At 27.9% G+C, this 25,113-nt stretch carries 17 protein-coding genes and 3 tRNA genes; 11 read left to right on the top strand and 9 right to left on the bottom strand.

The features are described from left to right. The first annotated feature begins 2 nt into the window (after positions 1-2). The 3 genes from recB (at position 3) to bpuSUM_RS03190 (ending at position 5,400) form a co-directional block, all read left to right on the top strand. A complete protein-coding gene (recB, locus tag bpuSUM_RS03200; protein WP_247065766.1) occupies positions 3-3,443 on the top strand; it encodes an exodeoxyribonuclease V subunit beta in 3,441 nt (1,146 codons plus the stop codon). Positions 3,444-3,452: 9 nt separating this feature from the next. Further along, positions 3,453-5,279: an exodeoxyribonuclease V subunit alpha gene (gene recD / locus bpuSUM_RS03195; protein WP_247065764.1), complete on the top strand. Its 1,827-nt coding sequence runs from the start codon at positions 3,453-3,455 to the stop codon at positions 5,277-5,279. 47 nt (positions 5,280-5,326) lie between these two features. Further along, positions 5,327-5,400: transfer RNA gene (locus bpuSUM_RS03190), tRNA-Asp, on the top strand. A gap of 179 nt (positions 5,401-5,579) precedes the next feature. Here the strand turns inward: bpuSUM_RS03190 and pfkB are convergent. Continuing rightward, positions 5,580-6,497: a 1-phosphofructokinase gene (gene pfkB, locus bpuSUM_RS03185; RefSeq protein WP_247065762.1), complete on the bottom strand. Its 918-nt coding sequence runs from the start codon at positions 6,495-6,497 to the stop codon at positions 5,580-5,582. 129 nt (positions 6,498-6,626) lie between these two features. Here pfkB and bpuSUM_RS03180 point away from each other — a divergent pair, with 129 nt between their 5' ends. Continuing rightward, a complete protein-coding gene (locus bpuSUM_RS03180; protein WP_247065760.1) occupies positions 6,627-8,474 on the top strand; it encodes a fructose-specific PTS transporter subunit EIIC in 1,848 nt (615 codons plus the stop codon). 33 nt (positions 8,475-8,507) lie between these two features. Here bpuSUM_RS03180 and bpuSUM_RS03175 read toward each other — a convergent pair whose 3' ends face one another. Then, positions 8,508-9,233 carry a hypothetical protein gene (locus tag bpuSUM_RS03175; protein WP_247065759.1) on the bottom strand — a complete coding sequence of 242 codons (726 nt, stop codon included), beginning with the start codon at positions 9,231-9,233 and terminating at the stop codon, positions 8,508-8,510. Between the two features lie 99 nt (positions 9,234-9,332). Here bpuSUM_RS03175 and bpuSUM_RS03170 point away from each other — a divergent pair, with 99 nt between their 5' ends. Both bpuSUM_RS03170 and rnmV read left to right on the top strand, forming a co-directional pair. Next, the gene (locus bpuSUM_RS03170) at positions 9,333-10,601 is read left to right on the top strand and encodes a M18 family aminopeptidase (RefSeq protein ID WP_247065758.1); all 1,269 of its coding nucleotides are present in this window, start codon (positions 9,333-9,335) and stop codon (positions 10,599-10,601) included. Between the two features lie 3 nt (positions 10,602-10,604). Next, positions 10,605-11,141: a ribonuclease M5 gene (gene rnmV / locus bpuSUM_RS03165; protein ID WP_347343293.1), complete on the top strand. Its 537-nt coding sequence runs from the start codon at positions 10,605-10,607 to the stop codon at positions 11,139-11,141. 3 nt (positions 11,142-11,144) lie between these two features. Here rnmV and bpuSUM_RS03160 read toward each other — a convergent pair. The 3 genes from bpuSUM_RS03160 to bpuSUM_RS03150 all read right to left on the bottom strand — a co-directional run bounded on the left by bpuSUM_RS03160 (position 11,145) and on the right by bpuSUM_RS03150 (position 14,260). After that, a tRNA-Asn gene (locus bpuSUM_RS03160) sits at positions 11,145-11,216 on the bottom strand. A gap of 76 nt (positions 11,217-11,292) precedes the next feature. Then, on the bottom strand, positions 11,293-13,341 hold the full coding sequence (locus bpuSUM_RS03155; protein ID WP_247065757.1) for a LysM peptidoglycan-binding domain-containing protein: 2,049 nt from the start codon (positions 13,339-13,341) through the stop codon (positions 11,293-11,295). Next, positions 13,298-14,260: a hypothetical protein gene (locus bpuSUM_RS03150; RefSeq protein WP_247065756.1), complete on the bottom strand. Its 963-nt coding sequence runs from the start codon at positions 14,258-14,260 to the stop codon at positions 13,298-13,300. The genes bpuSUM_RS03155 and bpuSUM_RS03150 overlap by 44 nt, the downstream gene beginning before the upstream one ends. Positions 14,261-14,358: 98 nt before the next feature. On the opposite strand from bpuSUM_RS03150, the gene mfd reads away from it, so the two are divergent. Both mfd and bpuSUM_RS03140 read left to right on the top strand, forming a co-directional pair. Then, entirely contained in the window at positions 14,359-17,727 is a 3,369-nt protein-coding gene (gene mfd / locus bpuSUM_RS03145; RefSeq protein WP_247065755.1) for a transcription-repair coupling factor, read from the top strand. An 8-nt stretch (positions 17,728-17,735) separates the two neighbouring features. Further along, positions 17,736-18,944: an acetate kinase gene (locus tag bpuSUM_RS03140; RefSeq protein ID WP_247065754.1), complete on the top strand. Its 1,209-nt coding sequence runs from the start codon at positions 17,736-17,738 to the stop codon at positions 18,942-18,944. Positions 18,945-19,090: 146 nt separating this feature from the next. Here bpuSUM_RS03140 and bpuSUM_RS03135 read toward each other — a convergent pair whose 3' ends face one another. Further along, positions 19,091-19,636, bottom strand: a complete 546-nt coding sequence (locus tag bpuSUM_RS03135) for a DJ-1 family glyoxalase III (protein WP_247065753.1) — start codon at positions 19,634-19,636, stop codon at positions 19,091-19,093. A 16-nt stretch (positions 19,637-19,652) separates the two neighbouring features. After that, positions 19,653-19,726: transfer RNA gene (locus tag bpuSUM_RS03130), tRNA-Met, on the bottom strand. 444 nt (positions 19,727-20,170) lie between these two features. Here bpuSUM_RS03130 and bpuSUM_RS03125 point away from each other — a divergent pair. Then, entirely contained in the window at positions 20,171-21,718 is a 1,548-nt protein-coding gene (locus tag bpuSUM_RS03125; protein WP_247065752.1) for a glycoside hydrolase family 3 N-terminal domain-containing protein, read from the top strand. Here bpuSUM_RS03125 and bpuSUM_RS03120 read toward each other — a convergent pair. Next, a complete protein-coding gene (locus tag bpuSUM_RS03120; RefSeq protein WP_247065751.1) occupies positions 21,705-22,664 on the bottom strand; it encodes a DHH family phosphoesterase in 960 nt (319 codons plus the stop codon). The genes bpuSUM_RS03125 and bpuSUM_RS03120 overlap by 14 nt on opposite strands. A gap of 129 nt (positions 22,665-22,793) precedes the next feature. Here bpuSUM_RS03120 and cdd point away from each other — a divergent pair, with 129 nt between their 5' ends. Continuing rightward, positions 22,794-23,249 carry a cytidine deaminase gene (gene cdd / locus bpuSUM_RS03115; RefSeq protein WP_247065750.1) on the top strand — a complete coding sequence of 152 codons (456 nt, stop codon included), beginning with the start codon at positions 22,794-22,796 and terminating at the stop codon, positions 23,247-23,249. A gap of 33 nt (positions 23,250-23,282) precedes the next feature. Here the strand turns inward: cdd and bpuSUM_RS03110 are convergent, their stop codons facing one another. Beyond that, a complete protein-coding gene (locus bpuSUM_RS03110; protein ID WP_247065749.1) occupies positions 23,283-23,651 on the bottom strand; it encodes a hypothetical protein in 369 nt (122 codons plus the stop codon). 115 nt (positions 23,652-23,766) lie between these two features. Here bpuSUM_RS03110 and bpuSUM_RS03105 point away from each other — a divergent pair, with 115 nt between their 5' ends. Beyond that, positions 23,767-25,065, top strand: coding sequence for a cation diffusion facilitator family transporter (locus bpuSUM_RS03105; RefSeq protein WP_247065748.1), 1,299 nt, complete (start codon positions 23,767-23,769; stop codon positions 25,063-25,065). Positions 25,066-25,113: the final 48 nt, after the last annotated feature.

Below are 25,113 nucleotides of genomic sequence, written 5' to 3'. Positions count from 1 at the left end.
CCATGAGAGAAATAATAGATAAAATCAAATACAACGAAAAAATATTAATTGAGGCTTCAGCAGGAACTGGAAAGACCTACATACTTGAGAATACTATTACAAACTTACTCATAAATAAAATGTACTCTCCAAGCGAGATTTTAGTGCTAACATTCACAAAAAAAGCAACAGAAGAGATGCATACTAGAATATTGAAATCAATTGAACATGAATATCAAAATTCACAAAAAGATAAATCTTTAAAAAATTTTTACGAGCAATCAAATAAAATATTTATCTCAACCATAAACAAATTTGCACTACATTCTCTAAACAATTTTCAAATCGAGACAGAAAACTTTGTCAAATACAGTGTAAAAGAAAATTTTACATCAGAAATAGACGAAATAGTTTATGAATTTTTAAGAAAATCGGATTCATTAAAAAAAGAATTAGCAATCAAAGATGATGAATTTGAAATCTTTAAGTCTAAATTTAAAACTACAAAAGACATGATTCAATATATAAGACAAGGATATAAAATAGACAAGACACAAAAACTTGGGGATTGGATAAAAACTCAAACGATTTTTAAAAAAATGCTTACAAATCAAGATAGATTAATTAATGAGTATAACTTAATAGTCGAAGCATTAAACAAAATGACTATGGAAGAAAAAATAACTTTCCTAAATAAACATAATCAAGGAATTAAAATATCGGAAATAAAATATAGTAATGAAAAAGATATAGTAAAAATAACAGACATACTTGTAAACAACAAATTTCTTTCGAAGATAATAGAATCTAATCTTAAAAAAAATGTCACTCTCTTACCTAAGGAACTAAAAATACAAACCGCCTTAAGAAAACTTAGTCATGAAACAAATATAAATAAAGAAGATAAAAACACACTTAAAAGATTTATTAATCTAAAAGTCGAATATAAAATACTTAAATATATAGAAAAAGAACTTGCAAATACCATTAATGAAACAAACACAATAGACCAAAAACATATAATTCTAAACTTCAAAAAACACCTGGAATCTCATGATAACAAATTATTAAATTCAATAAAAAGCAGATATAAAATAATACTAATAGATGAAGCACAAGATTTAAACCTAATACAAATAGAAATATTTAAACTACTTAACTCTTGTGGCATAAAGCTAATATTTATAGCCGATCCTAAACAAATAATTTATACATTTAGAAATGCTGATATATCATATTATAACCAAGGTATAAAAGATCAAATAAAAGATAACGCAAGAATAACCTTATTAACAAATTACAGAGCAAACAAAAAATTAGTTGAACCTTTAAATATCATGTTTGATAATATCTATAATAAAACACACACAACGAAAATCGAACAAATAGAATTTATCAAGTCAAAAACAGAACCTAAGAATGACAAAAATAAAATTTTTATAAACGATCAAGAAATAGAAGCAATAAACATAATAAAAAATGAAGAAGATAAAAATATTTTACAAAAAACAGCTACAACAATAAAATATCTACTAACAAACGGAAAAATTTATGATAACAACAAACTAAGACAAATTAAAGAATCAGACATAAAAGTACTTTGCAGAACAAGCAAGGAAATAGATTTAATAGCTAAAGAACTTAAAAATCAAAATATAAAAACGAATAAGATCGAAGAACCATTCTTTAAGACGAAAGAATTCAGCGAAATATTTTACCTTATAAAATGTTTCGACAGGAAACAAAATTTTCAAACTCTAAACTATATCTTAACTAGCAAAATAATAAACCTTCCGTGGGAATTATACCTAAATCTACTTGAAAAAAATGAAATAAAACACATAGAAGAAACCATTAGTGACATAATATATTTACTTGAAAATCAAAAAATAACATTAATAAAAGCAATAGACGAAATCATATCAAAGAAAGATTTATGGCTCAATTTGGCAAAAATTTTTAATAATACTACGTTTACTGAATTTGCACAATCAAAAAAAAGCTACAGAGAAACCCTAATAAATGAGGAAAAATTTGAGGAACTTAAGAACTACGAAATAAGTCTAGACTTTATTTCCAAAATTTACTATGAAGATAAAACCATAGAATCATTAATATGCACTCTAGAAGATCTAATAATCAATAAAGATACTGAACAAAATGAAGAGCAAATCACTACCCAAGGTAGTCAATCCATAGAAATACTGACAATTCATAAATCAAAAGGACTAAGTGTTAATATCGTATTTCTCATAGGTGATATTCAAAACAATGATAGCCTACTGAAAAAATCAGATACATTTTATAAATTTTGCTTAGAAAATAAGATAGAATATGATTTTTTAAAATTAAAAGAAAATCAACAATCTGCCAAACATAAGATTTTAAATGAAGAGAAAAATATTTTTTATGTAGGAACAACACGATCAAGATTCGCACTATTTATTATCAATAAAGGCACAATAATAAATAAAATGCTAGAGCTAGCGGAAATAAAAACAATCGATAAAATAAATTTAGACTTTAATGTATATAATCTGATTAAAACTCATAAATTCAATAAATTAGAAAAAAATGATAACAAAGAAATAAAATTAATCCCTCCAACACCAATAAACAAACATTTATTTAGAAGAGAATATATACATAGCTATACAAGTCTTGCATCAAATTATAAATTTAATTACCATGCAAATCAAGAAACAAGAGATGATGAGACTTATGACAATCATGCTAATTGTACGGAAGAAACACTCCCAAAGGGCAAAGATATTGGTAATATTTTACATGTCATAATGAAAGATATAAATTTTAGCGACGCAAAAGATAATTTCAACAATTTTCAAAAAATCAATATTGCTCTTATACAAAAAAGAATTGAACATTTCAATTCAAAACTAAATACACCAAAGATACAAGAAATGTTAATAAAAATGATCTATAACATATTAAATACAAAAATCAAATTTATTGACGCAAGACTGTGTGATATTCAAGAATTGCAAAAAGAAATGGAATTTTTAATCAAGATAGATACAAAAATTTATGAACAAAAGTCTCTCTTTAAAAATTATAACAAATTGGATTTAACACTCAATAATGGATATATAAAGGGAATCATTGATCTTATATTTAAGATAAATAATAAAGTATACATTTTAGACTACAAAACAAATTATCTTGGAGCAAATTCAAAAGATTATAATTTAACAAATTTAAAAAAGAAGATGAAACAAGAAATGTATGACTTACAATATAAAATTTACGCACTAGGAACAAAAAAAATACTCTTTAAAAATTCAGAAGAATATAATAAATACTTTGGAGGAGTAATATATCTCTTTACAAGAGCATTTCAAAAAAATACCAAAAAACAATCTAAAACACAGAATGGGATTTATTTCACCATACCAAATTTCAAAGAATTAGATTTAGAGCAAATATATTTACAATTAAAATATTAAAAGGAAAATATGAGAAATTTTTTAGTCTTAAGAGAGTTTTTAAAAGATCATAAGAGAAACTATTTGAATCCAGAACTCAAAATTTATGAAATAATAGAAACTTTAAACATAAACATAGAAAATTACTATAAAGCACATTTACTCACAAAAAAAATCAAAGATGAAAAATACGAAGAAATTACTACTTTTTTAATATTCTTATTTAATTATCTCTCTAAAGGACACTTAAGAGCTAATATTAATTTATTAATTAAAGATATTCAAAATACAATCAACTGTGCTTTCCTTGAAATAGAAGATGAAGATCAATCTTATCAAAAATCAATCAACATACTAGAAGAACTTGAAAAGTTTACACAAGCAACAAAAATATACAAAATAATCTTACATTTAAAAGAAAATAATATAATGAAAGATCTTAATAAAAATGAAAGAATCATAACTCCTTTAATATTAGAAAATAATATTAATATCTATACCCAAAAAAACTTTAGAGAAGAAGAAGAATTAATAAAAAAAATAGATCAAAGACTTAAGGATAATAAAAGTGAAATAACTACTCAAAGAATACAAAATATCATGAACAACTTAAACACTAAGGACCTAAGTGAAGAACAAATCAATGCAATCAAAAAATCTTTAAAAAGTAATTTCTTTATACTCAGTGGCGGACCGGGAACAGGCAAAACAACAACTATAAATTATATTCTAAAAGCAATTGATATGCACTCAAATGTTAAACAAAAGGTAGCCCTTGTAGCACCAACTGGAAAAGCAAGTCAAAAACTAAAATCAAGTCTAAAAGAATCATTTAAAAATCTTGAAACAGAATATAGCACAGTACAAAAATTATTAAAAATGTCATTTATCAATAAAGGCAATAAATATGATGAAGCCAACCCCCTAGAATTTGAAATAATAATAATTGATGAAGCATCTATGATAGATTCAAGCACTTTCTTAAAATTGCTAAAGGCGGTTAAGATAAGCACAAAACTCATAATAACGGGGGACAAAAACCAACTTCCATCAATAGCTGGAGGCAATGTATATTCAAGTCTAACGCAAATAAAAGAAATAAATGATGAAAACATAGAAATACTTAAAAAAAATTTTAGAAGTAACGATGGGATAAATTTATTAGCCAAAGCAATATATCAAGAGGACACAAATCTAATTGATATTCAACTTAATGCCAACAAAAATATAATTTTAAAGGACATAAATAAAGTCAATATTGAAAATGAATTATTAAATCACATAAAAAACTTATATAAAAAAATCTATAATTTTGATCTCAATTCACTAAATAACAAAGAAATTAAATTAATAATTAATGCTTTGCTTAGCAACGTCATTTTATGCTCAAGAAATTTTGGAAAATTTGGAACAAAAAGAATAAATGAAATAATAAAATTATATTTGAAAAAAATCTATGGCAATTTAATTGGACAAATAATTTTAATTACTCAAAATGATTATAAAAACGATCTATTTAATGGAGAAAGGGGTATTCTCTTTAGAGAAAACTCTAAAATTTACGCTTTATTCAAAAAAGAAGATGAAAAATACAAAAGAATCAACTTTAATTTAATAAACAAATATGAACTTAGTTTTGCAACAACCATACATAAAAGCCAAGGCTCTGAATATCAACATGTACAAATAATAATAGAAGATAATCCATTCTTAACAAAAGAACTACTCTACACTGCAATAACAAGAGCTAAAGAAAGCATAAAAATAATATCAAGCAAAGACATTATTAAAAATGTCAGCCTAAAAACAATAAAAAGAGATTCAAAAATCTCAGATCATATAGATGCATTAAAATAAATTGACAAACAAAAAGAAAAACAATATAATCTTAAGGTATTGCATTTGGGGGCGTAGTTCAGATGGTTAGAACGCCTGCCTGTCACGCAGGAGGTCGCGGGTTCGAGTCCCGTCGCTCCCGATAGTAATCCTTAAAGTCAAGAATTGTTATTTGCATTTACTTTATTTCAAAAGTAACTATGAAAGCATAAATCAACTGCAAAACACATTAAAGCTATTATTAAAGTTGCATTATAAAATAAAGACCCTTCAAAAACCCCATTAAAACAGAAAATTCATTAATATTTATAAATGCTTAAGTTACATTAAAGAAAGATATTCAAGTTTTACTTTATCAAAAATATCTTTAGCATCATCCAAACTACAAAGTTGCCCTCTAAGTGCCGTTGCGGTACCTGACGCAACTCCAAACCTAAAAGAATCAAGAAGAGAATTCCCATTTTGATAAGCATACACAAATCCAGCAACTACAGAATCTCCTGCACCAATAGTACTTAAAGAATTAATTTGCGGGACATTAGCCAAACAAGCATCTTTATTATTTATAAAAACAGCACCTTTACTTCCCATTGAGATTATAATATTTTGCACACCCCTTTCCATAAGCTCACACCCAGCATTAATTAGATCTCTACTAGAAGTCAAATTAATACCCAAAAGTTCTTTAAGTTCATTAATATTTGGCTTTATTAAAAAAGGTTTAAGCCCTATAATCTCTTGCAAGGCAGGACCACTAGTATCAATAATTAACTTAACATTACTCGCAAGACTCTTGGCTATTTCATTATAAACCTGATACCCAAGCGAGCTTGGCACACTACCAGACATGATTAACACATCTTTATCTAAATTTTTTAATTTTAAAATCAAAGACTGAAAATCCCTCTCAAGAATTACGGGTGATTTTCCATTAATCTCTGTTTCTTCTCCATCTGACATCATTTTAATATTGATTCTAGTATTGTCAGATATGCTAACAAAATCATGCTTTATACCCATCAAATCAAGATAGGACCTTATATAATCACCTGTAAATCCACCCAAAAATCCAAGAGCAACACTTTCAATTTCAAAATTTTTAAGTACATTACTTACATTTATTCCCTTCCCACCAGCAAAAAAATTATTCCTAACAATATGATTAAGACATCCTGTCTGAAAACCCTCCACAACTATTTTATAATCAATAGCAGGATTAAGAGTAAGCGTATATACCAAGCCAATCTCCTTTATAATTAAGTAAAATAATTAAATAATTAAATAATGTAATTATTATATGTTATAATTATAATATATTATATTTATAATAATTATAATATGGAACTATAGTATAGCAAGGAGTTTCCTATGCAAGATTTATTTTCTAAAAAATTAATATTATTAAACTACGAAGCCAAAAGTAAAGATGATGTAATTGAAAAAATGGCTGACATGCTCAATGAAAACAGATATTTGAATAACAAAGAAGATTTTATAAAAGAAATTAAAAAACGAGAAGAAATAAGCGGAACAGGCCTTGAAGAATATATTGCAATGCCACATGCAAAAGGTAATTTTGTTAAAAAACATGGAATAGCTATATTACGAACTAAAGGAGAAGGGTTTGATTTTAACGCTTCTGACTTACAACCTTCAAAATTATTTTTCATGATAGCTGTACCTGAAAAAATTACAGGTAATACTCATATTAAAACAATATCTTACCTTAATAATATATTTAATAATGAAATTTTAAGACAAGAAATTATGAGTACAAATGATACAAATAGATTTTTAGAAATTCTTTTAAAGAATAACACAGATGTAATAATGAATGACACTAGTTCCAAAAATTTCATTCTAGCAGTAACCGCTTGCCCTACAGGCATTGCCCATACATACATGGCAGCTGAAAGCCTAAAACGAGCAGCAGCTGAACTAAACGTAGAGCTCAAAGTAGAAACTAATGGCTCTAGTGGAGTTGACAATCTAATAGAAGAAGAGGAGATAAAAAGAGCAAAAGGCATAATTATTGCATCCGGAAAAACTGTCGATAAAGACAGGTTTAATGGTAAACCACTAATTGAGGTTGGTGTAAAAGATGGTATACATAAAGCAAAAGAACTCATTCAAAACATTCTTGATAACAAAGCAAAAATTTATAAGAGCGAAACAGTACAAGAAAAAAGCAAAACAATCCGAAAACCAGGTGGTGCATATAAACATTTAATGAACGGTGTATCTTTCATGCTCCCATTTGTAGTGTCTGGGGGAATAATTATTGCAATATCATTCATGTTCGGCATCAAAGCTTTTGATCCAAACGATCCAAGCTATAATAAGATAGCAGATATTTTAATGCAAATCGGCGGTGGTAATGCTTTTTTTCTAATGATTCCAATACTTGCTGGATATATTTCATTTAGCATAGCAGAACGTCCCGGCCTTGCACCTGGAATGATTATAGGATTAATGATGAGCAAAGGAAATGCAGGATTCTTAGGGGGCATTCTAGCAGGATTTATCGCAGGATACGTAACTTTAGCAATAAAATCAATAAGTAAACAAATAATACCACCAAAAATAAGTGGTATTAATCCCGTTTTAACCTACCCGCTTTTCTCAGTGCTAATATCAGGATTTTTAACATATTTTTTACTAGCACCAATTGAATATATTAATACATCTATAACAAATATGTTAAATTCACTAAGCGGAACAAATATGGCATTACTGGGTGCACTACTTGGTGGAATGATGGCAATAGACATGGGTGGTCCTGTAAACAAAGCTGCTTATGCATTTGGCATTGCAATGATAACTGCTGGGAATTATATACCCCATGCAAGCGTAATGGTAGGAGGAATGACGCCTCCACTTGGCATCGCACTTGCAACTAGCATTTTCAATAATAAATTTTCACAAGAAGAACGTGAAGCTGGTAAAGTTTGTTACTTTTTAGGCGCATGTTTCATAACGGAAGGGGTGATTCCTTTTGCAGCATCAAACCCTTTAAAGGTAATACCTGCTTGCATAATAGGGTCATCTATCGGGGGTTTTTTGTCTGCATTATTTAAAGTAGAGCTTATGGCCCCACATGGCGGTATCTTTATTCTCCCAATAATAACCAACCCATTAATGTGGATAATATCTATCCTCATAGGTGCTTTAATAACAGGTCTATTAATAGGATTTATGAAAAGAGATAAGAAATAATTCTTATCTCTTAAAATAATATTTACACAAATTTTAATAAACCAATCTCAATTTTATTGGTGTTTCAAGACTTAAAGTCCTAATCATATCTAGCTTAAGTTCTAAATTATTGGAGTTAAGCTGTTTAAATCCAAACTGTTCTTGAATTTTTCTCGATGTCCTGATTTTGAGTGTAACATTAGAATTATCAATAAGCTCATCTGCACGTGAAGTAAAGTCTGATAAAAAGTAAACTAATACATCTTTATATTCCTTCTCAGACATTGGTATCTCTTCTGATGGCAAAAGTGCTGCAAGAGCATCATTTACCTGATCCTTACTTTCATTAATAATCTTGGTAACAGTTTTTAAATTAAAATCAATATCAAGAATATTTTTCCCATTCTTATTTGCTATCTTAAATATAGGCATTGTCTCCTTTGCAAGATAATCTTTTAGAACCTTAACCAGATTATCAAATTGAACAATCAAATTAAGAGAATCACCATTAGACTTAATATTTAAGAGCTTTAGACCTAATTTTTTCCCTTCATCACCAAAATATTGTTTTATCTTATCAATAGGGAAAAGGGACATTTTAGCTATTTCCTCTCCTACAAGAGTTGCTACAAGTTCTTTTCTGATCTTTTCAAATTCTTTATTAACATTAAATATTAATGAAACTGTTCCGCTCGCATCATCTTGTAAATTAACCTCTGAAATCGTAGTACAAGCAATAAATATTAAAGACACAAGCATCAAATTATAAAATTTAGCCATTTAACAATCTCCTTGCATATACAACAAACATATATACATACACTAGCTATTATAATAAAATATTAAGTATCAAAACAATAAAACCATAGGAGAAAAAACATGCATGACCAAACATTAGATATATCACATTTCCAGAAATTACTAGATACAAGCTTAACACCATACCATTTAATAAACTATATTGAACAAAAACTGATATATTATCTTAATGCAAAGGAATTAAAACTTGACGATAAATGGACACTAGAAACAGGATATTATTATGTAAAAAAGGAAGGAACAAGCCTTATTACATTCAACATTAACACTAATAAAATACATGAACCATTCCTAATAGCAGCAGCACACTCTGACAGCCCTGGATTAAAGCTCAAAATAGAATCTAGGAAATACAAAGACAATGTATTCTCTCACCACATCGAAACTTACGGTAGTCCAATAATTTCAACCTGGACTGACAGAGACTTAAGCTTATCAGGAGTCGTATACTTTAATAAAAATGAAATAATTAACTCAGAATTAATAACAATTGAAAATGTTGGGATCATACCAAACGTTGCCATTCACTTAAACCGAAATGTAAATGAAGGATTTGCATATGATACTCATGAGAACATAGTCATCATCACAGGTTTTAAAAAAAGCATTAAAGAAAAAATTCTAGAAAAACTGCAAATATCTGAAAGAGATTTCCTATCATGTGATTTAATATTTACAGCATCAGAACCTGCTAAAATTATAGGTAGCGAAGGTGAATTTTTAGCATCCAAAAACCTAGATAACAAATCGGGATGCCATGCAATCATGAATGCATTTGTTCATACAAATAACAATAAAAATAAAGTAGCTGTATTTTTTGACAATGAAGAGATTGGATCTTTAACTTCCAGAGGAGCTGACTCAACACTATTAACAGAGGTCTTAGAAAGAATTGATCATGTTTTAAATCTAGGAAAAGAAGAACATCTAATCAAACTAAACAAATCATTCAATATTTCAATGGACGGCTCACATGGAGTTCATCCAGGATACATATGTAAACATGATCCAAACTATCAAATAAGTCTAGGAAAAGGAGTAACCATTAAAAACAATGCCAATTTTAAATATGCAACAACAGCACATGGATGTGCAAAACTTAAAGCCTTGGCTATGAAAAATAATATTAAAATTCAAGAAATAATAATGAAAGCAAACACAAATGCCGGAACCACAATTGGTCCAATCTTAAACTCTCAAACAGGAATTGAAACTATAGATATTGGAACCCCAATGTGGGGAATGCACTCTTTAAGAGAAACTATTGCCATATCAGATCACATAGAAGCAATCAAACTTCTCAGAGCATTTTTTGAAAATTGGAATTAAAAACTGGAACAAATAAAAGAAATAATTGTAGTTGAAGGCAAAGATGATGCTAAGAGAATAAAAGAACTATTTAAGTGCACTATAGTTGAAACTGGTGGATTATATCTTAAACAATCAACCATTAATGTTTTAAAAAAAGCAATAAAAACAAATGGAATCATTATTTTCACTGATAGCGACAAAGCAGGGGATCTAATTAGAAAACAAATACTTAAAAAAGTGGGCTATTTAGACCAAGACAATATTAAACATGCTCACCTTAAAAATAAAAATCAAGAGGTAGAAATGTCTTCTAAACTTGAAATAACAACAATTTTAAAAAAAATAGGTACTTTTTATAATGAAAAACAAAAAGAAGATCTAAGTTTAAATGATTTAATAGAACTTGGCATCACAGGGGCTCAATCCAAGAAAAAAAGAGAACAAATACAAAAATACTTCAGTTTAGGAAATGGTAATAATAAAAAACTACTTGAGAGACTCAATTATTTTAAAATAAAACGAGAAGACATAGAAAAAATAATCTTAACAAAAGAATAAAAACTCCCCCAGAAGGAATTGAACCTCCGACCAAGTGGTTAACAGCCACCTGCTCTACCGCTGAGCTATAGGGGACTCAATGTCTAAACATTATGCTAAATTGAAACTATTTTGTCAAGTCATATAATCCATAAAAAATAATCTACTTATCTTATAAGATTTTCAAAATAGCATCAGCAAGTATTTTAGAATCCCGGTCCCTAAGCTTAGAAGATCTAATAGCCCAAGCTTCCTCATCAAATGCTAAATTCCTAACCTCAACCAACAATTTAGTCTTAACAACGTTATTTTTTAGCACATAAAGGTTTTGGCCCTTAATATAAGGGGTTCTCTTAAAACCTTTTGTCATTTTTTCAATCATACTCTTAGAATGAGCATCAAAACCCTTTCCATCTTCAGACTGGTAATAAAATCCCATACACCGAGGCGCACCAACACTATTATCAGAATGCAAACTAATATAAAGAATATCTTGTTCCTTAACATTTTTATACTTATTTATAAATTTCTTCACAACTGCCAATCTTTTCCTCAAACCTTCTTGAGTACCGTTTATCCAAGAGTCAACCGTATCAGTTTTATTTAAATCATAATCATTATAAACTTCATTCTTAACATTAACAAATGTATTATTAGCAGACACACTATCTCTGATTAAATGATCAGGGGATAAAATAGTAAGCTCAACATTAGCTCCATATTCTTTAAGATATACATAAAGCCTTAAAGCAATATCATAAACATATTCATCCTCAACAACAAAAATTTCATTCTTAAGTCCGTCTCTTGCTTTAACAATAGCACCAGGATCAAGACCTCCATGTCCAGGATCAATAATGATTAACTTATTTTTTAGGCTATTATTTTTCACTGACCGAGATTGCACAAGACTTTCAAAACTCTTAAAAAGTTGACTTGCTTTCTTATAGGCATTCAGAGGCGAATACCAATCTTCTGAATAAAACTTACTTGGTTGACTCCCTTTTTTAGGCTTATACCAATAATAAAAAATTCCATTAGCCTCAAATATAGGTATTTTAGGCTCCAATACAACTAAAGCACTAATATCAAAAACATCTCTATTGTCTAAAACATTGGAAAAATTTAAATTTAATTTTCTACTCTTAGCAGAAACAATATTTGCAATAGCTTTAACTGTGGTTTTAGAAGTTTTATCCACAAATTCTTTCAGCTCTTTATTTGCAACAACTAGTCCTTTGCTTTTATCATAAATCTTAAGTTCTTGATTATGAAAAATACTATTCCCATTTAAATTATTCCAACTTTTAAGATCTTCAAGCAAAACCCCATATTTACGAGCAATACTATATAATGTCTCACCAACAGATACTTTGTGGGATATAAACGTTTCTCTACTTCGATTTTCGCTATTTAATTGTAAATATTTAGAACTTGGCAAATCTTCTTCAATAACTTTTGAAACATCTAAAATTGAACCCGCCTTTAAATTTATCGCCTTATCTCCATTAAGACGGACAAGATGCTTTGCAGTCACACCATAAATATATGCAATTTTCCCAAGAGTCTCTCCTCGCTTTACATAATGAAAATTGACATTCCCAGAAGTCCTTTGTAAATATAATTTTTGACCAATTATTAAGCTCTTATTCTCTAGAGAATTAAATCGTATAATATCCTCAATACTAATATCAAAATCTACAGAAAGCTTGGAGAGTGAATCACCCTTTTTAACTATATATGGCTTTAAAAAATTAGGCTCATCCAAATTCAATTTAGAACCAACTTTAAGAAGTTTAGAACTTAAATTATTCCAAGCAAGCAATTCCTTTTCCTTAATGCCATATTGTCTAGATATATCTTCAATAGTATCGCCGAGTTTAACAATATGAATTTTGGCATCAAACTTGCTTAACTTAGGCTTCCTATTACTCTCTTTAGTAATAATTTTGTTAACCTTAGAAGAATTTGGAATAACTAATATACGCCCAACTCTAATATGCTCAGACTTCAGATTATTTGCACTTTTAAGTTCTCTTATTGGAATTTTATATTTAAGAGAAATCGAATATAAAGTATCACCTTTAACAACTTCATGTTTAAAATTAGCATATAAACTAAAGTAACTTACTATCCATAAAACAATACTAAGTCCTTTAATCTTAAAAATAAAAGGCCTAGTATTTCTCCTTAATCCCAGTATTTTGAACAGTATAATCATAAATGATCCAATAATAATCATACTTTTTTAAAAAAAAGGTATATCGTTTGGCTACATAAAAATGACCATCTTCAAAATACACATCAGATACAACTTTCCCTGCAGAATCCGTATAAGTTGTTTCAATAATAGAAAATTTACTTGGAACTTTTGAAATAGCAGAATTACTATTATTCCATAAATAATCTTTATATTCTTCTAGCATATTATTAGAACCTGATTTAAGTTCTTGCTTATAAAGATATGATTTATTTTGATCACTTAAAATAAGACTTTCAATATCAATATATAAAAAGAATTTTTCTCTCTCTCCAAGCCGCAACGCTGAAAATAAATATTCAACAACTTTATCAGGGGACAAATTTTCTCTTTTCAAAATACTTTGAATTTCACGATTGGAAGATAAATTAGAAAAGTCAAATTTTCCTGCAACATCATCCATTTTAGGTTTTAAAAACAAAGTAATAACATTAGACTCTACACGCTTTTGTGGATCTGAGATATCTGGGAAAAACATACCTTTGACAAAATAAACTCCATCTTTATCAAATTGTACAAATTGATTTAAGCTCATCACTACAGAAAATCTCTCATTAGGTCTTAAACTAAGAGTTCTTACAGGAATCGCAACATTTTTTGCCCTATCCTTAACATATTCAAGAGACCTTTTAACTTTTATGTTAGTAGTATCCGTAACATCAAAATCAAAACCAAAAGTATTAACATCTCCTATTTCAAGAATAAGCAAATCATCAGACGAGTTACTAAGAGAAACTTCAATAGAAACATTACTATTAACACGATAAATTGATTGATTGAAAAACTTTATCTTAAAATCAAGACCCTTATAATCTCTAGGAAAAAGCATAAAAGGAACAACTATAAGAGATATAACAAACAATAAATTCCTAAATTTCATAAACTCCTCAAAATCTAATTAATATTATACATAACGAAACAGAACATATCTATTAATATATAATATTATACTAAACTACAGAAACAAAAAGGTAAAAAATGAATATAGAAAAAGAATTAACTGCCAGATTAAATGACAATCAAAATCTAAAAAAAATACAACAACTTATTGAAAAAAATATACCCTTTACAATAGTAGGACATGAAGGATTTTTTAAAGCTTTCTTAATCAACAAAATAAAGGAATACAGCAGTAGCAATCAAATTATATTAATAGTTAAAAACGAAAGTATCTCCGATGAACTCAAAGATGATTTAATGCAAATTACAGATAACATATATGAACTTAACTATTTCAGTCCCCTTATATATAAAGACATCGGTTCAAAAAGTAAAATCTTTATAAAACGAGTAAAATTTTTAATCAATTTTTATGAAAATAATTCTGGGATCTACATTGTTTCACTAAAATCCCTACTTAGCAAAATTCCTACAAAAGAAAATTTATTTAAAAATATTTATAAAATTCAGACAGACACGATAATAAACATAGAAAATCTTGAAAGTAAACTTATAAAACTAGGATATGAAAAAACAATGAGGGTTACATTACCTGGAGAATTCACAATAAAGGATGAAATAATAGACATACACTCATTTAATAAGACAGAACCAATAAGAATTTCAGTGGAAATTGATAAAATAAAAGAAATCAAATATTTTAATCCCCTAACTCAATTAAAAAAAGGAAATTCAATTTCCAAATTTGATATAATTCCCAAAAAAGAAATCATTTGGAATAACGAAAACATAAATAAACTAAAACACCATTTAAAAGAAAATGAATATAAAAAATTATTTGAACAAATTGAAACAAAATATAATGCAAGAGCAGAAGAAATATTTTATCCACTAATAGGAGACACATACCTAAGCCAAGAAATAAATGAAGATACACCTATTGTAAATTTAGAAATACCAAATTTACAAGAAGAGATTAAAAAGATCTATAAAGAGTATGAAAAACTTTATAGCCAAGCAATAAAGTCTGGAAAAAAAACAATTGCACCAAAAGAAATTTTCATAAATTTGAACGATTTAAAATTAAAAACTAATATTTTTATCGTGAAAACCCCTGCAAATATAACAACAAAAGAACTAATAAAATTTAACATAGAAAGTGAGCGTAAATTTTTCTCAAATATCACACTTGCAAAAGAAGAAATACAAAACTGGCTAAACAATGGATTTAAAGTAATCATTGCAGCAGAATCTAATTCACAAAAAGAAAAATTAAAATACATCTTCAAAGATCTGACAAAAATCAAAATTGAAGTTTTAAAAATATCAAGCTCACTTATAATAAACAAAGAAAAAATAGCCATTATCCTTGAATCAGATATTTTTAATAGAAGACAAAAAATAAATAAAGCTTTCGAATCATCAAAAACAAAAATTATTGATTCATTTACTGAAGTAGAAAAAAACAGTCATGTTGTTCACATAAACCATGGAATTGGAATATTTCGGCAGATAAAAAGAATTAAAACGAGTCTTCTTGAAAAAGATTACATTGAAATTGAATACGCAGATAACGAAAAATTATTTATTCCAATCGAACAAACACACCTCATTCAAAGGTATATTGGAAATGAAACTCAAAATATAAAATTAGATAAAATCAGCTCAAAAACCTGGGAAAAGAAAAAAGCTTATGCAAATAAAAGAATCGATGCAATTGCCGATAAACTTGTTGAACTTTACGTGAAAAGAGAAAGTACTAAAGGATTTCAATATCCTCAAGACAATGAATGGCAATTATTATTTGAATCAGAATTTCCATACGATGAAACTCCGGATCAATTAACAGCAATATCAGAAATCAAAAAAGACATGATGAGTTTAAAAGTAATGGATAGACTTTTATGCGGCGATGTTGGATTTGGTAAAACTGAAGTCGCAATGAGAGCTGCATTCAAAGCTGTCATGGGCAAAAAACAGGTAGCAATACTCTCTCCAACAACAATTCTTACAGAGCAACACTTTAATACATTTAAACAAAGATTTAAAAACTTTCCAATCAACATTGAAATGATGAGCAGATTTATAAAAAAATCAAAAGAAAGAGACATTATAAAGAAACTAGAAACAGGAAAAATTGACATAATAATTGGAACACATAAAATACTCTCTAAGAAAATAATATATAAAAATTTAGGACTCATCATAATCGATGAAGAACAAAGATTCGGGGTAAAAGAAAAAGAAAAATTAAAGGAAATAAAAATCTCTGTTGATTGCCTTTCTCTATCAGCAACTCCAATACCGAGATCCCTTCATATGTCATTAATCAAATTAAGAGACATTTCTATCTTAAAAACTCCACCCCAAAATAGAATCAAAATAGAAACTTACGTAGAAGAATTTAGCGAGCTATTGATTAAACACGCAATAGAAAATGAACTTTCTCGAGATGGACAAGTTTTTTTTGTACATCACAATATTCAAGAACTAGATTTAATAAAAGCAATGCTAGAAAAAATGGTTCCTTATGCAAGAATTGCAACCATCCATGCAAGACTTCAAGGTGACCAAATTGAAAATATTATGCATGATTTTATAAATAAATCATATCAGGTATTACTAGCAACAACAATCATTGAAAATGGAATAGATATTGAAAATGCAAATACAATAATAATTAACAATGCGAATAGATTCGGACTTGCACAATTATACCAGCTAAGGGGCAGAGTTGGAAGAAGTTCACAGCAAGCCTTCGCTTATTTCCTATATAAAGAAAATTCAAGTTTAAACGAAAGTGCCATTGAAAGATTAAGAGCAATATCTGAATTTTCAGAACTTGGAACAGGATTTCAAATTGCAATGAAAGATATGGAAATAAGAGGTGTTGGAAACTTACTTGGACCCGAACAACATGGAGATATCGAATCTATTGGACTAGATTACTACTTAACAATGTTAAACAAAGCAATTGAAAAACGAATGGGAAAAAATTCTAAGGAAGACGAAATCACTATTGAAATCAATTACAATGGATTCATCCCCGATAGCTATATAAATAATGAACAAGACAAAATATCAATTTATAAAAAAATCTCAAGGGTTCAAAATGAGGAAGAAAATAACAAAATAAGGGCTGACATTTATGACCAATTTGGACCAATCCCAAAAGAACTTAACAATTTACTTATATTATCAGAACTCAAATTACTTGCAAAAAAACTCAATATTACCAGACTTACAGAGAAAAATGGATTACTTGAAATCGAATATTTAAATACAAAGAGTATTCCTGCCGAAAAAATAATGCAAATCATAAAAGACAATCCTACTACACTGCAAATAAATCCAGAATACAAAAATTCCGTTTTCTTAAACCTAAAACACGTTAAAGAATCAGAAAAAATAAACTGCATATATAAAAATTTGAATCTATTATTATAATAAAAGATATGAAAATATTAACAATTAACACAGGAAGTTCTTCATTAAAATTTACACTTTATAAAAATACACAAACACTAGTATCTGGAACAATCGAAAAAATAAAAACAAAAAAATCAATAATCAAAATTAAGACCAAAAATGACTTACTAGAAAAAACAGATAAACACATCAAATCACACAAAGAAGCATTAAAACAAATGATTAGAATATTAACAAACAAAAAATTAAAAATCATAGAAAATCCAGACGAAATTAAAGGCATAGGACACAGAATTGTACATGGAGGTCCAAATTTTAAAAATTCAACAATACTTAACACAAATACCTTAAGCGAACTAAAGAAGCTATCCAAGTTTGCACCTCTTCACAATCCAACTGCAATAAAAGTCATAGAAATAACACTTAAAATATTTCCAAATGCAAAACAAGTTTTATGTTTTGACACATCATGGCACAAAACCATAAAGGAAAATGCATTTTTATACGCCACACCATATTCTTGGTATAAAGACTATAATATCAGAAAATATGGATTTCACGGTTTATCATACTCATATATAACAACAAGAGTTGCAACAATACTTAACAAACCTAAAGAGGATCTAAACTTAATAATACTACACCTAGGCAATGGTTCAAGCATCAATGCAGTTAAAAAAGGATTATCTTACGATACAAGCATGGGTCTTACCCCTCTTGAAGGACTTGTAATGGGAACAAGAAGTGGAGATATAGATCCTGCAATTATCCCTTTAATGAGCAAACTTTTAAATAAAACTCCAAAAAAAATCGAAGAAATTCTTAACAAGAAAAGTGGTATGCTTGGCATATCTCTTAAGTCAAATGATCTAAGAGACATTTGGGAAGGAGTAAAAAATAATGAATATAACTCTAAACTTGCAGTCGAAATAATGGCTTATAGAATAAAAAAATACATTGGATCTTACCTTGCAGTACTTGATTTTAATATTGATGCAATAATTTTCACAGCCGGCATTGGTGTTACAGATTATGGAATAAGAGAGTTATCACTAAAAGGCTTTGAAAAAATTGGCATAGAAATTGATCCTCAAAAGAATAATTTAGCAAGAGACAAACATACAGAATCCGACATCTCAAGTGAAAAAAGTAAAACAAAAATACTTGTAATACCAACAAATGAAGAATTAACCATACTTGAAGATACCTACAATTTAATTACAAAACCTTTATAAGGTTTAGAACAAAGATATAAGATTCAATCTTCAGTATATTTAACAAATAAATCATAAAAAAAGTTTAAAAATTAATCACAAAATGACCTTATCTTTAAAAATAAACTTACTAAATTAATCAAAATACTTCAGTAATGCAAATCATATTAAAGTAAAACTTGCTTCTTGATATCTTCAAGAACCCTCTCTCCCTTAACAATCTTAAGCAAAGTAAAAGCGAATTCAAAAGCTGTACCAATACCCTTAGAAGTAATAAAATTATTACTAATAACAACATTCTCATCCACAAATTCACCATCAGTAATATCATTTTCAAATCCAGGATAACACGTAAATTTATTTGTACCTAAAAGTCCCTTTGCAGAAAGCACAATTGCTGGAGATGCACAAATGGCTGCAATTAACTTGCCTTGTAAGTTCATATTTTTTAAAATCTTATCTAAATCTTTAGATTCAAAAAGATTGATAGCACCAGGCATTCCTCCAGGAAGTATTATTAAATCAAAATGGTCCTCACTATAATCTGATATTTTCTCATCAGCATAAAAAGTAAACCCTCTAGAACCTGAAACAACCTTATCATCATTCAAACTGATAACTCTTAGATCAACACCACCTCGTTTTAAAATATCCATAGGAATTATAGCTTCAATTTCTTCAAAACCATTCGCAAGCACAATTGCCACTCTCATAATACAAACTCCTTAATGCTGATGGAGGGACTTGAACCCACGACAACTCGGATATGAGCCGAGTGCTCTAACCAACTGAGCTACATCAGCTTGTAGCCATTAAAGTGTATAAATTCAAAGATATTTTGTCAATATAAAATCATACTCCTAAAATACACACTCATTTCATTAAAAAGATTAAAATCAATATAATAAGAACTTAAACTTACAAGATAAGTACTTGGTTTCTTTTAAATGAAAAATAAAATTATTACTGACAATAAATTATATCTCTTAATATGAATGAAAATAAAAATTTTATAACTTAAATTACGTTCACTTATTGAAGTAGGTTTAAAAACAATAAAAGATCTGGAATGAGTAATTTTAAAACAATATGCTATACTTATGAATCGAAAAAAACAAAAGATTGGTATGGTTTAAATGAAAAAAATTGTTTGTATAGCTATCTTTTTTATCCATAATAATTGTTTCGCCTACAACTTTTGGACTACAGAAGATAAAGAAAAATTAATAGACAACATAGTAAGTCAAATGGATGATAAAGAATTATTGGGACAAATGTTCATGATAAGTTACCCAAAAGAACAAATAACAAAATTTGTACTAAACTTCATCAAAGAGAGAAATTTAGGGGGAATTAAAATCTTTGGATGGAATGCCAAAAACTTACAGATGCTAATAGAAAGTATAAATAAAGCACAATCGATGTCCCAAAACAATAGATTTAAAATACCTTTATTTATAGCAACTGATCAAGAAGGTGGATGGACACAACACATAAAACTCAAAACATCAAAAACAATAGGAAATCTTGGAATCACAGCTACTCTATCACCAAACGATTCTTACCTTACAGGATATCACATAGCAAGTGAGCTAAGACAACTTGGAATCAATCTAAATTTTGCACCCATAACAGACATTTACAGCAATGAGGAAAATTTTACAATAGGACCAAGGACATATTCAAATAATCCGCAAATAGTCTCTCTTTTTGCTTTAGCCTTTTACAAAGGACAAAAACAAGCAGGAATAATTTCAACAGCAAAACACTTCCCCGGACATGGAAATACTGTTGTTGATTCTCACATAAAAATGCCAATAATAAACTCAAATTTAAGAGAAATGCAATCAAATGAATTATTGCCATATAAAATATTAATACAAGAAGATATTCCAATGATTATGAGCGGACATCTAGCATATCCAATGATTACAAATGGCAAAGAAATACCTGCATCATCTTCAATGAAAATCATAAAGGAACTACTTAGAAAAAAGTTGAAATATGATAATTTAATAATAACAGATGATTTATTAATGAATGCAGTAAGATATAACAATGAAAGCATTTATGACACAATTGAAAGAATTATCAGAACTGAAACTGATATTTTATTAATATCACTAAACGAAAACATACAAAACAACGCTTACAATAAACTATTAAGTCTCATGCAAAAAAATAGTGAAATAAGAGAAAATATCATTAAATCTAACAAGAGAATACTTAGAATAAAGCTAGAATACCTAAAAGAAAGAAAAAATGAAACTGAAATTTATTCAAATCATAAAAAAGTTCAAGCAGTACCTACCAAGGAAACTAAAAATTTTTTTGAACAAAGTACATTAAGAGGAATAACTAAAATAAAGTTATCAAAACAAGTATCAAAGCACAAAAAAACACTTTTAATATCACCTTATAACACAATGATTAAAGAAGGGAAAAAAATATTCCAAAACAGTTCCGGATATTACTATGACTATTATCCCTTAAACAACATAAGCCCCACAAAACTGAAAGAGATAAAAAAGCTAATTGAAAAACACGAACAAGTTATATTTAATCTCTCAACACCCGCTAGTCAACAATACATAGAAAACTTAAAAGAATATAAAGACAAAATAAGTATAATTATATCGCTTACACCCCAACTTATTAAAAACATAGACTGGATACAAAATATAGTAATAGTATACGGAACAACAACACTGTCTTTTAAATCTGGATTCCTCACTTTAACAGAGGATTTTAATCCAAAAGGAAAAAACCCCTTAATAAACTTTAAACCTTCATAGCATCTTTGATGTATGCGATTATTTGACTCTCTAAAAAATTTAAAGAACTATTTTTAATCTTAAATCCACTAGCATGCTTATGTCCCCCTCCCCCAAAATACTTTGCAAGCTCACCCACATCAAAATATTCTCTAGAACGAAGCCCCACCAAAATAGAACCATCTTCTGTCTCTTTTAAAATAATTAATATTTCATTATCCTCAACATTAGAAAGAAGCGCATAAAAAAGTTCATTAACACCACTAACATTATTATCCTTCTTAGAATTGAAAGGCAAAATAGTAAGCAATACTTTTCCATCGAAATAAGCTTTAAGATTATTTAACATCACACTAAGAATATCTATTGAGGTTAAACTCTTAACAGATTCAATATAATTATAAACATCCTTAAGACTTAAACCTTTAGAGATAAGTCTAGCCACCATTTCAAAAGGTTCAGGATCACTTCTTGAAATAAATCTAAAAAATCCTGTATCTGTACAAAATCCAACCAAAATATACCATGCTTCCTCTTTAGTAACCTCATACCCAAATTTTCTAATTAATTTCTCAACCAAAAAAGTAGTTGAAGGAGAAAAAGGATCAATATATCCAGGAACATCCAACTTATCACCCGATGCATGATGATCAATAACAAGAATAGGCATATCTTTTACATAAAAACCAAACTCATCTCCAATTCGATCAAATATGGAGCAATCTAAAATAATAACAGCATAATCTGAAGAATTAACATCTGGCCATTTAGATAAAAACTTATCTTTAAAAGGAATTATTTCCTTTCTCAAAAAAGGACCTTCATTTAACATGATGACCCTTTTACCTATTCTAGACAAAAAAGAAGCTAAAGCTAAAGACGAGCCAATACAATCAAAATCAGGATCCTTATGCCCAATAATAATAAAATTATTATATTTTTTAATAAATTCAATAACATCTATCATAAAAAATATTAATAAACCTTCCACATATATCAAAAAATTACATCTTATAATTAAATATTTTACAATATTTTTATAGAAAATTATAATCATTGTGCTATAATTGACAATGTCATAAACTAAAGGTATTAAATGAAAGATAATGAACAAAATGCAATTGTAAAAGCATTTCAATTGGCGGAAGCTGCAAGAAATAATGCATATTCACCATATTCAAAATTTAAAGTAGGAGCCTGTATTAAAACTAAAGACAATTTATTTTTTCAAGGTTCAAATGTTGAAAACGCAAGTTTTGGAGCAACTCGTTGTGCAGAACAAGTCGCAATAATGAACATGATATCATCTGTTGGTATACAAAAAATAGATTTTATATTAATCACAACAACTCCAGCAAGTGTTCCATGTGCAATATGTCGTCAAGTAATGTCAGAATTTTTCGAAGAAAATACCAAAATATTAATGACAGATCCTAACCAATTTAACGCCACTAAAACAATCTCACAAACTTATACACTTAAAGATTTAATTAAAATACCATTCAACAAAAAAGAGTTATCAAGAATACTTGAGGCAAATCAGGAAACATAAATCAAAAATTTGTGTAAAGAAAAAACTTAAGCATTAATCTAAGATACCAAGAGAAACAATAGCCCTAGCAAGCTCATTCAATGTGTCATCCTTAAGAGTGAACGCTGAAGAATCAAACACTTCTAATATGAGCTTTTTCTCATCAATGCTAAATTCATAATCCAAAACCTCTAATGACAAAAAGTTAATAATTGGAATAAATTTATCAATAAAAGCGTATATTCCCTCATTAAAGTCAAAATTCTCACAATAATAATCGAATACACTCTTTAAAGCTTTTTCATCAAAAATTTTAAAAAAATCATAAAAAATATGTTCAACATTGTTCACATTATTTATCAAAACTTCATCTTTAGAAATGGCTCTTTTACACTTTTTAACAAAAAATTGAGATTGTAACATAAAAATCCCTCCCACCTCATTTAGGATATTAACAAAATTAATTGAACATTAAAAAAAATAATGTTATCTTTACACATAATAGGATTATGCAATAAAAAAAAGGAAAAGTGCAAACATGATCAAGATAATCAACAATAAAAACATCAATAAATGCACTAACTTAAAACTTGCAAGCTTAAAAAAAGATGAAATTTACATAGCTTACACAGAAAATAATGTCGAAATGGTTTCATACCTAAAAGCCAAAATACAAAATAAAGAGATTAAAATTAATAATTTCTATATTGATCAAAATTTTAAAGCAGAGGGAATAGAAAGAGTACTCATTAATAACCTAATTTATTATGGTAAAAAAAATAAATTACAAAAAATCTTATGCAAAATTAATGACATAAAAGAAGAACTTAAAAACCTAGGATTTGAAAATAACAATAATATATACGAAAAAGACTTAACTTATGAAATAAAAAAAAATACACTTATAATAAGAATAGGACTTATCTCAGTATTAGCAGAAGTAGCATCAATAACATCTAAACTTACTGTTGGAATTCTTTTTAACTCGTTTGCACTCACCGCAGATGCACTTCACGTTACATCTGATTTTATCCTATCCACAATTACTTATTTTAGTTTAAAAATTACAAATCGGCCTGAAACAATTTATTATCCTTATGGATATAAAAAAATGGAAAACTTGATAGCATTTATCATAGGATTAATCATCATAATCTCAGGATTTACAATATTTCTAAGCACAACAGGACTGAACAAATTAATGAACTTCAGAAGTGAATCTGGATTACATATTCATAATCATGGATATGATCACCAGGAATATGATCATTATCACGAAGATAAAAAAAATATATTAGAAATATTTTCAAATAATTCTTTAAAAAAAAGCATTTGGATACCATTAATACCCTTTATATTTTTCTTAGTCAAGATAATCGAACATTTGGTAAAATTTCAAATCGGAAAAAGGTATAACAACTATTTGCTTTTAGCATTATCATCATCTGATAAGAATTGCATATTCTCTCATGGAGGAACCACATTAAGTTTATTACTTGCAAATTATGTATGGACAGGATTTGATAAAATAATATCTATATGTATTAGTTTTATAATGATCAAAGAAGGACTACACGTAATCATAAATAATGCTAATAAGCTCCTTTCAAAACAAAACATAGACTTAAAAAGGAAAATAAAAAACACATTAAAAAATATTAATGTAAATTTCAAAGAACTCAACTTCTTTCATCAAGGAAATGACTTAAATCTCCATGTCAAACTAGACTTAAGCTATGAAAATGACTTAAAAAGTTTGATACAAAAAACAGAAAAAATAAAATACACTATAAAAAAATATCATAAAGAAATATGTGAAATATACATATTAATATAACCAAATAAAATTAATTGACACCTTAAATACAATTGTGTTAAAATATGT

It is taken from the genome of Borrelia puertoricensis (genome assembly GCF_023035875.1).
GTDB lineage: Bacteria > Spirochaetota > Spirochaetia > Borreliales > Borreliaceae > Borrelia > Borrelia puertoricensis.
The sequence above is the reverse complement of the archived record's forward strand: the minus strand, read 5'-3'. Positions and strand labels throughout refer to the sequence as shown.

What these genes read in the sequence shown, in the direction of transcription:
- bpuSUM_RS03120 (WP_247065751.1), bottom strand. Translation starts at nt 22,664, where the DNA reads ATGATAGATGTTATTGAATTTATTAAAAAATATAATAATTTTATTATT.
- bpuSUM_RS03105 (WP_247065748.1), top strand. Translation starts at nt 23,767, where the DNA reads ATGATCAAGATAATCAACAATAAAAACATCAATAAATGCACTAACTTA.
- bpuSUM_RS03125 (WP_247065752.1), top strand. Translation starts at nt 20,171, where the DNA reads ATGGATGATAAAGAATTATTGGGACAAATGTTCATGATAAGTTACCCA.
- bpuSUM_RS03110 (WP_247065749.1), bottom strand. Translation starts at nt 23,651, where the DNA reads ATGTTACAATCTCAATTTTTTGTTAAAAAGTGTAAAAGAGCCATTTCT.
- bpuSUM_RS03170 (WP_247065758.1), top strand. Translation starts at nt 9,333, where the DNA reads ATGCATGACCAAACATTAGATATATCACATTTCCAGAAATTACTAGAT.
- recD (WP_247065764.1), top strand. Translation starts at nt 3,453, where the DNA reads ATGAGAAATTTTTTAGTCTTAAGAGAGTTTTTAAAAGATCATAAGAGA.
- bpuSUM_RS03140 (WP_247065754.1), top strand. Translation starts at nt 17,736, where the DNA reads ATGAAAATATTAACAATTAACACAGGAAGTTCTTCATTAAAATTTACA.
- recB (WP_247065766.1), top strand. Translation starts at nt 3, where the DNA reads ATGAGAGAAATAATAGATAAAATCAAATACAACGAAAAAATATTAATT.
- bpuSUM_RS03180 (WP_247065760.1), top strand. Translation starts at nt 6,627, where the DNA reads ATGCAAGATTTATTTTCTAAAAAATTAATATTATTAAACTACGAAGCC.
- bpuSUM_RS03175 (WP_247065759.1), bottom strand. Translation starts at nt 9,233, where the DNA reads ATGGCTAAATTTTATAATTTGATGCTTGTGTCTTTAATATTTATTGCT.
- bpuSUM_RS03150 (WP_247065756.1), bottom strand. Translation starts at nt 14,260, where the DNA reads ATGAAATTTAGGAATTTATTGTTTGTTATATCTCTTATAGTTGTTCCT.
- mfd (WP_247065755.1), top strand. Translation starts at nt 14,359, where the DNA reads ATGAATATAGAAAAAGAATTAACTGCCAGATTAAATGACAATCAAAAT.
- cdd (WP_247065750.1), top strand. Translation starts at nt 22,794, where the DNA reads ATGAAAGATAATGAACAAAATGCAATTGTAAAAGCATTTCAATTGGCG.
- bpuSUM_RS03135 (WP_247065753.1), bottom strand. Translation starts at nt 19,636, where the DNA reads ATGAGAGTGGCAATTGTGCTTGCGAATGGTTTTGAAGAAATTGAAGCT.
- bpuSUM_RS03155 (WP_247065757.1), bottom strand. Translation starts at nt 13,341, where the DNA reads ATGATTATACTGTTCAAAATACTGGGATTAAGGAGAAATACTAGGCCT.